At 69.9% G+C, this 14,438-nt stretch carries 11 protein-coding genes and 2 pseudogenes; 8 read left to right on the top strand and 5 right to left on the bottom strand.

Going from position 1 to position 14,438, the window contains the following annotated elements; genetic code table 11:
* Window positions 1–7: 7 nt before the first annotated feature.
* From J5V96_RS07420 to J5V96_RS07410, 3 genes are all read left to right on the top strand, one after another.
* On the top strand, window positions 8–472 hold the full coding sequence (locus J5V96_RS07420; RefSeq protein ID WP_208502454.1) for a GNAT family N-acetyltransferase: 465 nt from the start codon (window positions 8–10) through the stop codon (window positions 470–472).
* A 123-nt stretch (window positions 473–595) separates the two neighbouring features.
* The gene (locus J5V96_RS07415) at window positions 596–976 is read left to right on the top strand and encodes a hypothetical protein (RefSeq protein ID WP_208502209.1); all 381 of its coding nucleotides are present in this window, start codon (window positions 596–598) and stop codon (window positions 974–976) included.
* A 114-nt stretch (window positions 977–1,090) separates the two neighbouring features.
* Window positions 1,091–1,393 (top strand): hypothetical protein, encoded by a 303-nt coding sequence (locus tag J5V96_RS07410; protein WP_208502207.1) that lies wholly within the window; start codon window positions 1,091–1,093, stop codon window positions 1,391–1,393.
* Between the two features lie 1,132 nt (window positions 1,394–2,525).
* Here J5V96_RS07410 and J5V96_RS07405 read toward each other — a convergent pair.
* The 3 genes from J5V96_RS07405 to J5V96_RS07395 form a co-directional block, all read right to left on the bottom strand.
* Complete coding sequence (locus J5V96_RS07405; protein ID WP_208502205.1) at window positions 2,526–3,128, bottom strand: histidine phosphatase family protein; 603 nt, start codon at window positions 3,126–3,128, stop codon at window positions 2,526–2,528.
* Between the two features lie 164 nt (window positions 3,129–3,292).
* A complete protein-coding gene (locus tag J5V96_RS07400; protein ID WP_208502202.1) occupies window positions 3,293–4,312 on the bottom strand; it encodes an aldo/keto reductase in 1,020 nt (339 codons plus the stop codon).
* 190 nt (window positions 4,313–4,502) lie between these two features.
* Window positions 4,503–6,758, bottom strand: a complete 2,256-nt coding sequence (locus J5V96_RS07395) for a polyribonucleotide nucleotidyltransferase (RefSeq protein WP_208502200.1) — start codon at window positions 6,756–6,758, stop codon at window positions 4,503–4,505.
* A 157-nt stretch (window positions 6,759–6,915) separates the two neighbouring features.
* Between J5V96_RS07395 and J5V96_RS07390 the strand changes: the two genes are divergently transcribed.
* Window positions 6,916–7,134: a hypothetical protein gene (locus J5V96_RS07390; protein ID WP_208502464.1), complete on the top strand. Its 219-nt coding sequence runs from the start codon at window positions 6,916–6,918 to the stop codon at window positions 7,132–7,134.
* A 9-nt stretch (window positions 7,135–7,143) separates the two neighbouring features.
* On the opposite strand, the gene J5V96_RS07385 is transcribed toward J5V96_RS07390, so the two are convergent.
* Window positions 7,144–9,102, bottom strand: coding sequence for a GDSL-type esterase/lipase family protein (locus J5V96_RS07385; RefSeq protein WP_208502198.1), 1,959 nt, complete (start codon window positions 9,100–9,102; stop codon window positions 7,144–7,146).
* Window positions 9,103–9,293: 191 nt separating this feature from the next.
* On the opposite strand from J5V96_RS07385, the gene J5V96_RS07380 reads away from it, so the two are divergent.
* From J5V96_RS07380 to J5V96_RS07365, 4 genes and pseudogenes are all read left to right on the top strand, one after another.
* Window positions 9,294–10,463 (top strand): MalY/PatB family protein, encoded by a 1,170-nt coding sequence (locus J5V96_RS07380; RefSeq protein ID WP_307793551.1) that lies wholly within the window; start codon window positions 9,294–9,296, stop codon window positions 10,461–10,463.
* A 46-nt stretch (window positions 10,464–10,509) separates the two neighbouring features.
* On the top strand, window positions 10,510–11,097 hold the full coding sequence (locus J5V96_RS07375; protein WP_208502196.1) for a DedA family protein: 588 nt from the start codon (window positions 10,510–10,512) through the stop codon (window positions 11,095–11,097).
* A gap of 175 nt (window positions 11,098–11,272) precedes the next feature.
* Window positions 11,273–12,478, top strand: coding sequence for an LLM class flavin-dependent oxidoreductase (locus tag J5V96_RS07370; RefSeq protein WP_208502450.1), 1,206 nt, complete (start codon window positions 11,273–11,275; stop codon window positions 12,476–12,478).
* A gap of 28 nt (window positions 12,479–12,506) precedes the next feature.
* Window positions 12,507–13,151: pseudogene (locus J5V96_RS07365) on the top strand (CE1759 family FMN reductase); the annotation flags it as partial.
* A gap of 181 nt (window positions 13,152–13,332) precedes the next feature.
* On the opposite strand, the pseudogene J5V96_RS07360 reads toward J5V96_RS07365, so the two are convergent.
* Window positions 13,333–14,364, bottom strand: a pseudogene (locus tag J5V96_RS07360) (MFS transporter); the annotation flags it as partial.
* Window positions 14,365–14,438: the final 74 nt, after the last annotated feature.

The following is a 14,438-nucleotide window of genomic DNA, read 5'->3' as shown; positions in this document are numbered from 1 at the left end:
AGATGTGATGTCGTTCCGCGCCGCCTCCCCTACCGACCCCGACGCCCGCGAACTGATCGTCGAGTACTTCGCCGAGCGCGCCGCCGGCTTCCCCGGCGACTACCGCCCGGTGCTGCCCGGACCCGACGCGTTCCGCGAGCCCGATGGCGTGCTGCTGCTCATCGAGCACAGTGAGCGAGGGCTGATCGGATGCGGCGCCGTGCGGCGCATCGCCGACGGACCTGCCGGCCCGCGCTTCGAGATCAAGCACGTCTACACGCGCCCGGCCGCCCGCGGACTCGGCGCCGGCCGCCTGCTCATCGAGGAGCTCGAGGCCCGCGCCCGCTCCTGGGGTGCCCGGGAGCTCTTGCTCGACACCCACCACACTCTCGAGGCCGCAGCCTCGCTGTACGCCCGCACGGGCTTCGAGCAGATCGAGCCCTACAACGACAATCCCAACGCGACGCGCTGGTACGCCAAGACGCTCGCCTGAGCCCGTGACTCCCGGTCTTAGGCTCACGGCGTGAGTCGCGTACGCCACCGTCGTCTTCCTCGACAGCGAGCGCGCGGGTGGCATTGGCTCATCATCGCCGGTCGCGCGTTATTCCTCGTCGCGATGACCGTGACGACGTTCGTCGGCGTAGTCGTCGGGGTGGCAGTCGCGCTCGACGCCGATGAGCCGAGGCATTGGGGAACGTTCACCGAAGAGAGCTGTACCGGCGGCGGCATCCGACACCGCTGCCAGAGCATCGGCACCTGGCTGAGCGACGACGGCGAGATTCGCCTCACGGGTGTCGCGCTGGATGGGACGCCCGGATCCGACGGAATGGCTCGGGCGCAGTACCAGCCGACCGGAGTCCTCAACGACGCTGATAGCAACATCGTTCACAGCTCCACTGGAGCGATGCTGGAACCCGTCGCCCCTTGGATCCTCGTCGCTCTCGGAGGTGGCACCGCTGTGATGCAACTGCGGAAGTGGCGCGGAACGTGGAGGTAGTCGCCTGCTCCGGAGGCATGGCTTGGATACGCCTCGAACCGCGACAACCCGAACGCGCCTGTGTGGTTGCGGAAGGTGCTCTGATGGCGCGCTCGCGCCAGCGATAATGCCGACATGAGTCAAGCGCGTCGCCCGTTGATGCCCGCGACTGTGGCGATGCGATCTGCCGCGGATGGCGGGCGCAAGACTGCCGCGGGCTTGAATGGCGAATACCACCCTCATCTTCGAGTGCGCGGACATGAAGCGCTGCTGGGCGTGACATTTCACAGTGATGCGTCCGACCTGATCCATCCTGGCGAACGCACGACCGTAGTGCTGGTTCCGCTCTACGAAATCGACTACAGCGCACTACGACCAGGTGTCGAGTTCGATGTCCTCGAAGGACCACAGGTCGTCGGAACCGGGACCGTCGAATGATGCACGACAACCCCAACGCGACGCGCTGGTACGACAAAACGCTCGTCTGAGCGCGAGCGCCCAGCGTGTCCCTCCGCGGGTTCTCGTAGGGTGAGGGCATGAAGCCGAAGACACGTGGCAGGTTGGTTACCTGCGGAGCTTCGCTCGCAGTCTTCGGCGGCGTCGCCACGGTTGTGTTTTTCTTCCAGCCGTGGCGCGCGTGTCCGTACGAGGAGTCATCCGCGGGGTGCGCGATGGTTCCCGCGGACGCTACTGGAATGGTCATCGCTACCCTCATTGCGCTGCTCGGGGGCCTCGCTCTGATTGTCGGGATCACCGCGAAGTCAACGGTCGTACCGCCCGGACATCAAACGACGAATACCCCAACGCGACTGTGTGACGCGTAAGGTTCTCATTCACGGAAAGCACGCGTCCGCCGGAACAACGGCAATATCATGACCAGCATGCAACAGCTGCCCCACGGAGACTTTCTCGTTACATCTGAGGAGATAAGGATTCTTCGGGCCGGGCTGTTCATCACCGTCTATCACCTCGAATCCGGCATTTGAAGAAGACCTCCACAGCATCACTGGATTCGATGCGGACGTCTTCGAGCGGTTGATGGGCGTCATCGACGAGGCGCGCTAACGTAACGACCGGCCAGGCGATCCAACGACAACCCCGACGCGACGCGCCGGTACGCCAAGACGCTCGTCTGAGCCGGGCGGAGCGGGAGGGGATCCCGCAGCTGGAGGATCCGGATCCCGGATCAGGCCCTCCGGATCCGGGATGCCCTCCCGTTCCGGGCGCCGGGGTGGCCGGCACCGGGCGCGAAGCGGGAGGGGATCACGCATCGGGAGGACCCGGATCGCGGATCAGGCCCTCCCGATCCGGGATGCCCTCCCCTTCCGGGGACGAGGTTGGCGGCACCGGGCGCGAGGCCGGAGGGAATCACGCAGCGGGAGGATCCGGATCGCGGATCAGGCCCTCCGGATGCGGGATCCCCTCCCGTCCGGGCGCCGGGGCGGGCCCAAGCGGGCGGCACCGGGCGCGAAGCGGGAGGGAATCACACAACGGGAGGACCCGGATCGCGGATCAGGCCCTCAGCTTGCGGGATCCCCTCCCGTTCCGGGCGCCGGCCGGCCCGCGCGCGTCAGTAGGTGTACTGCTCCGGGAGGCCCGTGCGGAGCTCGACCGGGAGGTGGGCGAGGTCGTTGTGCGTCAGGAGCGTCCAGGGGCGGCCCTGGCGCTGGGCGATGACCGTGAGGCCGCAGTTGGCCTGGTTGAGGGTCATCCAGCGCCACTCCGGCGCGCCGAGCACCTCGCGCACGAACCACGAGATCACGAAGTTGTGGGTGATGAGCAGCTCATGCACGTCGCCCTTCTTGCGGACGAGGAACTCACCCACCGCGTCGGCCATCTGCGCGCTGCCGGCCTCGATCTGCGCCTCGGTGACGGATCCGAAGAAGGGCTCGAACGCCGAGGGCGTCTCGTCGGTCATGCCCGTGGGCACGCAGTCGAAGAGGAGGGCGTGCGGCTCGGGCGTGATCGCGGGCATGCGCTCGGCGATGATCCGAGCCGTGTCGGAGGCGCGCACGAGCGGTGAGTGCCACACGTTGTCGAACGGGATGCCCGAGAGGCGGTCGGCGAGGAGCTCCGCCTGACGACGACCTCGCGGAGAGAGCGGGCCGTCCTCCATGCCGTGCTCGGCGTCCTGCTGCTCGCCATGACGGACGAGATAGATGTAGTGCGCCACTGCCTCACCTCATCCCTCGTCGCGTGTGATCAGTCAGGCGGATCGCTCGGGCGCGGGGGCGCCGGGATCCTCACACACCCTACGCGATGAGTCCATCAGCCCCGCGTACGGCGCACGGAGAGCGGTGCCCCCGTGACGAGATCGCCGGGCGGTGTCGCGAAGCGTCACTCCGCGGCGCGTGCCAGCTCGGACAGGTGCGCCCGCGTCAGGCGCACGCCCACGCCCTGCACCAGCTCGTCGAGCTGCGCGGGCGAATGCACGTTGACGATCGGCGCCACGACGGAGCGCTGCGACAGCAGCCACGCGACGGCGATGGCCGCGTGCGAGACACCCAGTTCCGCCGAGATGGCGTCGAGCGCCTTCAGCACGCGTGCTCCCCGGCGATTCAGCGCTCCGGCGAGCAGGCGCCCGCGTGCCGAGGTCGCGACCTCCTGACGCGAGCGATGCCGGCCCGAGAGGAAGCCGTGCTCCAGCGCTTGGGACGGGGTGACCGCGATGCCCTGGGCGCCCGCCACCAGACGCAGATCGCCCTCGAACTCGGCGCGGCGCATGAGGTTATACGGCACGTCGACGGCCACGAGTCGCGGGTAGCCGGCGGAAGACAGGATGCGCGCCTCCACCAGCTGCTCGGCCGTGAGCCCGTGCGAGGCGACGTAGCGCACCTTGCCGGTCTCGATCAGCCACTCGGCGGTCGCCAGGGTGTCTTCGAGGGACTCCACCGGCTCGGCCGTGCCGTCGAGGTAGAGCACGTCGATGCGGTCGGTGGCCAGCCGCGTGAGGGAGGACTCCACCGCGCGGACGAGATTGATCGACCCCAGCCCGGGATTGTCGGGGTGGTCGCCGACGCGCACCGCGAGCACCACGTCGTCTCGCACCTTGCGGCGACGGATCCAGCGTCCCAGGATGTGCTCGCTGCGACCGGCGGCGAAGCTGTCAGCCGTGTGGACGGCGTTTCCGCCGATGGCGTGGAAGTGATCGAGCAGGGCGTCGGCGCGGGCCTGATCGATCGTCCAGCCGAACTCGGAACCGCCGAGCATCACCGGGAAGATCGAGAGATCGGTGTCGCCGAACTGCTCCCGCACGAAGCTGCCGAGCGCGGGCCCCTGCACCGGAATCGGGGCTGAGGGGTGCTCGAGGCGCGCGTGAGAGGCACGTGTCGGCGTGTTCGCCGGCGCTTCTTCCATTCCCCGCCCCCCTTCGCGCGCGTCGCCCGGGGGTACGACTTCGCGGCACACCATCAAACCGATGCGTGCTACGAGGGTATTCCAGTCTGCCGACCGGCACGCGCGCCGCGCCGTAACGCTTCGGTCACGTGGGTGCTCAACGGAACGGCCCGCCCATCCGGAGATGAGCGGGCCGTTCGACGCGGAGGGGTCAGCCCTCGACGGGAGCCTCGGTCTCGGAGGCCGCAGCCTCCTCGACGACCGGCTCGAGCGCCATCTTGCCGCGGTCGTCGATCTCGGCGATGCGGACCAGGATCTTCTGGCCCACCGAGACGACGTCCTCGATGTTCTCGACGCGCTTGCCGCCGTTGAGCTTGCGGATCTGCGTCACGTGCATGCGACCGTCCTTGCCCGGGAGCAGCGAGATGAACGCGCCCGAGGGGATGATCTTCACGACCGTGCCGAGGAACTGCTCGCCGATCTCGGGGTTCGTCGGGTTGGCGATCGCGTTCACCTGAGCGCGAGCGGCCTCAGCCGACGGGCCATCGGTGGCGCCGATGTAGACGGTGCCGTCCTCCTCGATGGAGATCTGGGCGCCGGTCTCGTCCTGGATGGCGTTGATCGTCTTGCCCTTGGGGCCGATGAGCTCGCCGATCTTGTCGACCGGGATCTGGACGCTGATGACGCGCGGCGCCGTCGGCGCCATCTCGTCGGGCGCATCGATCGCGGCGTTCAGGACCTCGAGGATGCGCGTGCGCGCATCCTTGGCCTGCGTCAGGGCGCCCGCGAGAACCTCGGACGGGATGCCGTCGAGCTTCGTGTCGAGCTGGATCGCGGTGATGAACTCGCTCGTGCCCGCGACCTTGAAGTCCATGTCGCCGAGGGCGTCCTCGGCACCGAGGATGTCGGTCAGCGCGGCGTAGCGCGTCTGGCCGTCGACCTGGTCGGTGACAAGGCCCATCGCGATGCCCGCGACGGCGGCGCGCAGCGGCACACCGGCGTTGAGCAGCGACAGGGTCGACGCGCACACCGAGCCCATCGACGTCGAGCCGTTGGAGCCGAGAGCCTCGGACACCTGACGGATCGCGTAGGGGAACTCCTCGCGCGACGGCAGCACCGGAACGAGCGCGCGCTCAGCCAGGAAGCCGTGACCGATCTCGCGACGCTTGGGGCTGCCCACACGTCCGGTCTCGCCGGTCGAGTAGGGCGGGAAGTTGTAGTGGTGCATGTAGCGCTTGCTCGTCGTGGGCGACAGCGAGTCGATCTGCTGCTCCATCTTGAGCATGTTCAGCGTGGTGACACCCATGATCTGGGTCTCGCCGCGCTGGAAGATCGCCGAGCCGTGAACGCGCGGGATGACCTGCACCTCGGCGTCGAGCGGACGGATGTCGGCCAGGCCGCGACCGTCGATGCGGACACCCTCGGAGAGGATGCGACCGCGCACGATCTTCTTCGTGACCGACTTGTAGGCGGCCGAGAACTCGAGCGGGGCGGCGGCGGGCAGCTCGCCCGCCTCGACCTTCTCGATCAGCTCTGCCTTGACGCGGTCCTTGACGGCGTCGTCGGCGTTCTGGCGCTCCTGCTTGTCGGCGATCTTGTAGACCTCGACGAGCTCGCCGTACGCCTTCTCGTTGACGAACGCGAAGGTCTCGTCCGAGTAGGCCGGGAAGACCGGGAACTCGAGCGGCGTCTTCGACGACTTGGCGGCCATCTCGGCCTGCGCCGCGACGAGCTGCTTGATGAAGGGCTTGGCGGCCTCGAGACCGCCGGCGACGATCTCCTCGTTGGGCTTGACGGCGCCGGCCTTGATGAGGTTCCAGCTGTTCTCGGTGGCCTCGGCCTCGACCATCATGATCGCGACCTCGCCGTTGTCGAGGACACGACCCGCGACCATCAGGTCGAAGACGGCCGACTCGACCTGCTCGGCGTTCGGGAACGCGACCCACTGGTCGGCGTGCTCGCCGTGACCCGGAATGAGCGCGAGGCGCACGCCGGCGATGGGGCCGGAGAACGGCAGACCCGAGATCTGGGTCGAGGCCGACGCGGCGTTGATGGCCAGGGCGTCGTAGAACTCGCCCGGGGCGATCGAGAGCACGGTGACGACGATCTGGATCTCGTTGCGGAGGCCGTCGACGAACGACGGACGCAGCGGACGGTCGATCAGACGGCACACGAGGATCGCCTCGGTCGAGGGACGACCCTCGCGGCGGAAGAACGAACCGGGGATCTTGCCCGCGGCGTACGAGCGCTCTTCGACGTCGACCGTCAGCGGGAAGAAGTCGAAGCCCTCGCGGGGGTGCTTGCTGGCGCTGGTGGCCGAGAGGAGCATCGTCTCCTCATCGAGGTACGCGGCGACCGCGCCCTGGGCCTGCTGTGCGAGACGACCGGTCTCGAAGCGGATCGTGCGGGTGCCGAAGCGGCCGTTGTCGAGAACGGCCTCGGCGGCAGTGATTTCAGGACCTTCCAAGAGGTCTCTCTCCTTCTGTCGCGCCCTGGACAGGGCAAAGGGTGAGGAGCCGTCATGCTCCTCTTATAGATATGGACTTTTCCTACCCACCCTACCAGCGGGATCCGGATCCAGTCAGGCTCTGGTGAGCGTGCGGAACCGGTGCCAGCGTGGGGGCATGAGCGATTTCACGAACCAGCCCCCGGAGGTCGTGCGCCCGGTGCTGCACGACGAGGACGTGCCCGACGAGGACCGCGAGGTCGACCTCGATGACGACGCGGAGCTGAAGCTCCCGCCGCCCACGATCGACCCCGACGAGGCGGTCGAGGACCCCACCGATCCCGTCGCCGACGACCTGCGTGACGAGGCGAAGGGCGCGGGCGCCGTCGATCAGTAGCCGCGCCGCTCAGCTCTGCTGACGGCGCCGCGCGGTCTCGCCTCCGGGGATGACGACGACGTCGGCGTGCTTGGAGACGAGGCCGTCGCCCGCCGTGCGCCCGCGCATCCGGCGCCACATCCACGGCACAGCGTGCACGGTGAACCACGGACCGCGGTGCTCGTCGTCGCGGCCATGCTCGTGCAGCGCGTCGTCGAGCAGGCCCAGCGCCTCCGCATCCGGCACGCCGAGCGCCTCGGCCGCGCGATAGGCCAGATGGCGATGGCCGCGCGAGGAGAGGTGGACGAGGTCGGGCGCGAACATCGAGCGATCGTCGAGAGCGGGCATGGCCGCGACATCGAGCAGGTAGGAGTCGGTGGCGGCGGCGATGCGACGCATCTCGGCGGCGTATACCGCGAAACGGCGCGCGAAGATCCGGGCCGCACGGATCGCCGGAAGGCACGGCGCCACGAGCAGCACATCGGCACCCGTGGCTCGGATGTCGCGCACCGCTTTCTCGACGTGGACGGCGAGGCGCAGCGGATCCGCGCCGTGACTTGCCAGATCGTTCGAGCCGATGAACACCGACACGAGGTCGGGCTTGAGGGCGAGCGCCTGCGGGGTCTGCTCGCTCACCAGGTCGCGGACACGACGACTGCGCACGGCGAGGTTGGCGTACTCGAAGCGATCGACCCCTTGCGCGAGCAGGCGGGAGAGGCGATCCGCCCACCCGCGATACTCGCCCGGCGCCATGCGCGACGTGTCGCACAGACCCTCGGTGAGCGAATCGCCCAGGGCGACGTACCGCCGCCACTGTCGCCGCTGCGGAGGCTGCACGATCGCGGGCCGCGGCAGGCCGCGCGACCGCGCCGCCTCGTCGAGGGGACGCAGGCGCTCCGCCTCGCGGTAGTGCTCGATGAGCTGATCGCCCAGCGACTCCCAGGTGCGCATCCTCACGCTCTCGCGCGCGGCCGCGGCGAACGAGCGACGCTTGGCGTCGTCGCCGACGAGGTCGAGCACGCGCTGGCGCAGGTCGTCCAGGTCGCCGGGACGATAGAGCCAGCCGTCCACGCTCGAGCGCACGAGGTCGAGGGGACCCCCGCGGCCCGTCGCGACCACGGGCACGCCGGATGCGAGGGCCTCCTGCACGGTCTGGCAGAAGGTCTCGCTCTCCCCCGGGTGCACGAACACGTCCACGCTCGCCATCGCGATGGCGAGCTGATCTCCTCCGAGGAATCCGGTGAACACCGCGCCGGGGAGCTCCCGCTCGAGGCGAGCGCGCTCGGGCCCGTCGCCCACGATCACCAGGCGCGCACCGGGGATGCCGCACAGAACCCGCAGGTCGTCGACCTGCTTCTCCGGGGCGAGTCGGCCGACGTAGCCGATCAGCACCTCACCGGGCGCGATGGACGCGCGCCAGGCCTCGCTGCGGCGCTCCGGGCGGAATCGTTCGGCGTCGACACCCCGGCCCCAGCGCCGGAGCCGGTCGACGCCGAGGGCGGCGAGCTGCTGCTGGGACGCGGACGAGGGCGCGAGGGTGAGGGTGGCTCGTCGATGCAGGCGCGCGACGTGCGCCGACGCGAGGGGCGCGGCCCCTGGCACCCCGTAGCGCTCGGCGTAGGCGATGACGTCGGTCTGGTAGACCGCGACGCTCGGCACCCGGAGCACGTCGGCCGCCACCTGACCCTTCCACCCCAGTGCGAAGGGCGAGGCCAGGTGGATGACATCCGGCTGGAAATCGCGGAGCACGCGCGTCATGCGGCCGGTGCTGGGAAGCGCCACGCGCACATCCGGGTAGGCGGGCATCGGCAGCGATGGCAGCAGCGCGGTGCGCCCCGACGGAGCGGGCTGCGCGGCCCCTCCGGCGTCGGGGGCGACCACGAGGGTCTCGTGCCCGCGGAGCTCGAGGTGACGGATCATCTGCAGGACGGAGTTCGTGACGCCGTTCATGTGGGGCAGGAAAGACTCGGCTACCAGAGCGATTCTCACCTCTCCAGGGTGCCCGGCGCGGCGGACGGGGGCCGCCGATCCGGGCCCGCTTCGCCGGACGTTCATCCCGGCATCCCCGAACCGTCACCGCCCCTCCCCCGGTGCGTCACGGGATCGCCCGGATCGCGCCGGTGCGGTCGGCACTCGTTGCAGGATGAGAGGACCGTCCATCGACGAAAGCGAGCCCCCGCGTGTTCCAGAACCACCATCCCTTCGACGCCATCACCGTCGAGTCGCTGCGCGAGGTCGGGAGCCTGAAGTGGACGGCGTTCCCCGACCGCCTGGCCGCGTGGGTCGCGGAGATGGACTTCGGGATCGCGCCGCCCATCACCCAGGCGCTGCACGCGGCCGTGGACCGCGGTGCGTTCGGCTATCTGCCGCCGGCCGACGCGGCCGCGATGAGGGAGGCGTTCGCCGGGTGGTCCGCCGCGCGATACGCATGGAGCGTCGACCCGGCGGATGTGCACGCGTTCCCCGACGTGATCAGCGCGCTCGAGATCGCGATCCAGCACTTCAGCGCACCCGGCTCCGCGATCATCGTGCCGACGCCGGCGTACATGCCGTTCCTGACGGTGCCCCTGCTGCACGGTCGCCGGATCATCCAGCTGCCGCTCGCGCGCGAGGGCGAGCAGTGGGTCTACGACCTCGACGCGCTGGACCGGGCGTTCTCGGAGGGCGGCGGGCTGCTTGTGCTCTGCAACCCGCACAACCCGATCGGCAAAGTGCTCGACACGGCCGAGATGGCGAGGATCGGAGAGGTCGTGGAGCGGCACGGGGGCCGCGTGTTCTCGGACGAGATCCACGCGCCGCTGGTCTACCCCGGCCGGCGCCACGTTCCGTACGCGTCGGTGAACGAGGTCACCGCCGGGCACACGCTGACCGCGACTTCGGCGTCGAAGGCGTGGAACCTGCCGGGCCTGAAGGCCGCGCAGGTCATCGTGTCGAACGCGACGGATCGCGCGCGCTGGGAGAAGGAGGGCGCGATGTGGGGACACGGCGCCGCCAACCTCGGCGTGATCGCGAACACCGCCGCGTATGAGGCGGGCGGGTTGTGGCTCGACGATGTGGTGGGCTACCTGGACGGAAACCGCCGGCTGCTCGCGGACCTGGTCGCCGAGCAGCTGCCCGGGGTGCGCTACTCGGCCCCGGACGGCACCTACCTCGCGTGGCTGGAGTGCGCCGCGATCGAGCTGCCGCAGCCGCCCGCGGAGTTCTTCGCCGAGCGCGCCGGCGTCGCCCTGACGGACGGCGCGCTGTGCGGCGAAGTCGGCGCGGAGGCCGTGCGGTTCAACTTCGCGATGCCGCGGCCCCTGCTCCGTCGCGCGATCGCGGCGATGGGCGAGGCGCTCGCCGCGCGCTGAGCCGCCTGTTCCCCGGGCGTTCACCGGCGCCCGTTACACACGTCACGTGGACGAGCTGATCGCGGGCCTCGCAGCGAAACCCTGGGCGCTCGTCGTGCTGGCCGGTCTGGTGTTCGCCGACGCGTTCCTCGTCGTGGTGCCGGGAGAGGTGGCGGTGACCGCACTCGGCACCGTCGCCGTGGCACACGGCCTGCCGCCGCTGTGGGCCGTGATCCTCACGGGCGCGGCGGCCGCGTTCGCGGGCGACGTGTGCTGCTATCTCGTGGGGCGCCTGCTCCACCCGCACCGGTGGCGCATCCTGCAGCGTCCGACCCTGCAGCGGGCCCTCGATGGGGCGGCGAGGCGCCTGCGCACCCACGCGGCAACGGCCGTGTTCACGGCCCGCTTCATCCCGTTCGGGCGCCTGGCCGTGAACCTCTCGGCGGGCGCCGCGGTCGTGCCGGCGGTGCGCTACCTGCCGATCGCCGCCGTCGCCGCTCTCGCGTGGGCCGCGTTCCAGGCGCTGGTGGGCGCGGCGATCGCCGCGATCGTCCCGGGCGGCACCGTGGTGGCCGTGCTGGTGTCGATCGCCATCGCCCTGGCGGTCGGCTGGACGGTGGACGTGGTGCTCGCGAAGGTGCGTCCGGCCTCGTGACGCAGAGGCGGGAATAGAAGTGGCGTCCCCGCGTTGCATCGGATACATTCAAACGCATACAAATGCGGATGACCCACCACACGCCCCGCCGGACGACGGGACGCAGATTCGGAGTATGAGAGCCATGAGCGAGTCCCCCGTCACCAACGCCTCGACCCTTCCCGGCGAGGGGCAGATGCAGTTCGGCATCTTCTCGGTGAGCGACATCACCACCGACCCCACCACGGGTCACACGCCCAGCGAGGCCGAGCGCATCCGCGACATCGTCACGATCGCCAAGCACGCCGAGGAGGTGGGCCTGGATGTCTTCGCCATCGGCGAGCACCACAACGCCCCGTTCTTCTCCTCCTCCCCCACCACGACCCTCGCCTACATCGGCGCCCAGACCGAGAAGCTCATCCTCTCGACGGCGACCACGCTGATCACCACGAACGACCCGGTGAAGATCGCCGAGGACTACTCGATGCTGCAGCACCTGACGAACGGTCGCGTCGACCTCGTTATGGGCCGTGGCAACACGGGGCCGGTCTACCCCTGGTTCGGCCAGGACATCCGACAGGGCCTGCCGCTGGCCATCGAGAACTACGCCCTGCTGCGCCAGCTGTGGGACGAGGACGTCGTCGACTGGGAGGGCAAGTTCCGCGGCCCCCTGCAGGGCTTCACCTCCACGCCCCGCCCGCTCGACGGCGTCTCGCCCTTCGTCTGGCACGGATCCATCCGCACGCCCGAGATCGCCGAGCAGGCCGCCTACTACGGCGACGGCTTCTTCGCGAACAACATCTTCTGGCCCAAGGAGCACTACCAGCGCCTGATCCAGCTGTACCGCCAGCGCTTCGCGCACTACGGCCACGGCACCCCGGAGCAGGCGATCGTCGGCCTCGGCGGTCAGGCGTTTATGGCCAAGAACTCGCAGGACGCGGTCACGGCGTTCCGCCCGTACTTCGACAACGCCCCGGTCTACGGTCACGGCCCCTCGATGGAGGACTTCACCGAGATGACGCCCCTCACGGTGGGCTCGCCGCAGCAGGTGATCGACCGCTACGCCGCCATGCGCGACCACTACGGCGACTACCAGCGCCAGCTGTTCCTCATGGATCACGCGGGTCTGCCGCTGAAGACGGTGCTCGAGCAGCTCGACCTGCTCGGCGGAGAGGTCGTCCCGGTGCTCCGCAAGGAGCTCGCGAAGAACCGCCCCGCCGAGGTGCCGGATGCTCCCACGCACGCCGCCCGCGTGAAGGCGGTCTACGGCGACGGACCCACGCGCCAGGCGCGCCCGAACGCGGCCGGCGGCAACAACCTCACGGTCGGCGGCCCCTACCAGGACACCCCTGCGGCCGCTCCCAAGGCCGGCTCCGCCTTCGGCGCCGCGGCCACCCGCTGATCCGCCCAGACAAGAAGGAGACAGGATCATGACCGACACCCGTCGCCTCGCGGTGATCTCCGCCGGGCTCTCCACCCCCTCGTCGTCCCGGATGCTCGCCGACCGGCTCGCCGCCGCGGCGGTCGCCGAGCTCGAGGAGCGCGGCATCCAGGCCGAGGCCTCGGCGTACGAGCTGCGCGACTACGCCCACGACATCACGAACAACCTGCTGGCCGGTTTCGCGCCGCCTGCGCTCGAGAAGATGCTCGACGCGGTGGCCAAGGCCGACGCCCTCATCGTCGTCACGCCGATCTTCTCGACCAGCTACTCGGGCCTGTTCAAGTCGTTCATCGACATCCTCGACCGCGAGTCGGTCACGGGGAAGCCGGTGCTGATCGGCGCGAACGCGGGCACCGCCCGCCACTCGCTCGCGATCGACTACGCGATCCGCCCGCTGTTCGCGTACCTGCACGCCGAGCCCGTCTCGACCGGCGTCTTCGCCGCGTCGAGCGACTGGGGCGGCAAGGAGGACGACGTCGCCCCGCTCAGCGCCCGCATCGAGCGCGGCGCGCGCGAGCTCGCCGAGGCGATCGCGGCCAAGCCGCAGATCGCCGAGCTGGATCCGTTCGACCCCGACTCGTATCTCGGAGCCGGAAAGGGCTTCGGCCACCTCCTCGGAGGCCTGGCCGGAGAGTGCCCCCCCCGGCGGGCGCCCCGGCCCCCCCGGGGGCCCCCCCCCCCTCGTCCCCCCCCCCCCACCGCCATGCGACGAGCGCGAGGCCGACGATCAGCAGGCCGGATGTCAACCAGAACGGCCACGTGCGATCCATGCCCGACAGCCACCCCGAGATCCAGCCGAAGGGCGCGGCGGCGAGCATGATCACGGTGCGCTGCACGGCCATCACGCGCGACCGCTCCGCCTCGTCGACGTGCAGCGCGACCAGCGACTCGGAGAGCATAAACACCATCGCCCCGCCGAAGCTGTCCAGCAGCAGGCACACGCCCAGCAGCGCGTAGGTCTGGAGGTCGGCCTGCCCCGCGGCGGCGGGGATCAGCACAAGCAGCACCTGACCGGCCAGGTAGATGCCGAAGCCCCACAGCGCCGCCGCCTTGAGGTCGCGGCCGTGGCTGAGCGCCGGGATCACGGTGAACAGCAGCACGATCGACAGCAGCGAGCGGACCATCGGGAAGAACGGCAGCAGCGGATCCGGCACATGCAGGTGCTGCGAGATCACCACCTGCCAGAAGGTTCCGTTGACGAGTGTGACGGCCGCCACGAGCGCGGCGATCACCAGGGCCAGCACCGATCCCCGCGACCGCATCAGCAGACCGACGGCCCCGCGGTAGCCCGCGAGCAGGCGCAGGATGTTCTCGTGCCGGGTCTGCTCCATCCGGATCACTCCCTGGCGCGTCTCCCGGGACCAGCGGTACAGCCAGATCGCCTTGGCGCTCATCACGACCGCGGCGTTGATGAACAGCAGGCGCACGGCCGGTTCGAGCCCGAAGTTCGCCACGAGCACGGCCGCGATCGGCGCGAACAGGGCGGAGCAGTCGGCTGCCACCCGCACCAGGGAGTAGATGCGGGTCAGCTGGCTGCGCTCGGCGTCCTCGACCATGAGGCAGTCCCACGAGTTCTGCGTGACCTGCATCGCGCCGTTCACGAGGGCCGCGGCGAGGAAGAACCAGAAGTTCTGCGCGAAGGCCCAGATGATGCACGGGATCACCCAGGCGATCACGTCGAAGACCGCGGTGGTCCATCGCCGGCCGAGGCGATCGGTGATGATGCCGCCCGCGAAGCCGAAGACCACCTGCGACACCATGCCGGCCGAGGCGATGAGCCCGATCTGCTGATCGTGCACCCCGAGGGCCAGCATGAACACCGACAGATACGGGAGCACAAGCGCCATCGACAGGCCCCAGAGCGGCTCGGTCCACACGCACGCGCGCGGGTTGCCCTTCAGGGTCAGCAGCGTCTGCCAGA

Origin of the sequence: Microbacterium stercoris (assembly GCF_017592545.1) — a bacterium.
GTDB lineage: Bacteria > Actinomycetota > Actinomycetes > Actinomycetales > Microbacteriaceae > Microbacterium > Microbacterium stercoris.
The sequence above is the reverse complement of the archived record's forward strand: the minus strand, read 5'-3'. Positions and strand labels throughout refer to the sequence as shown.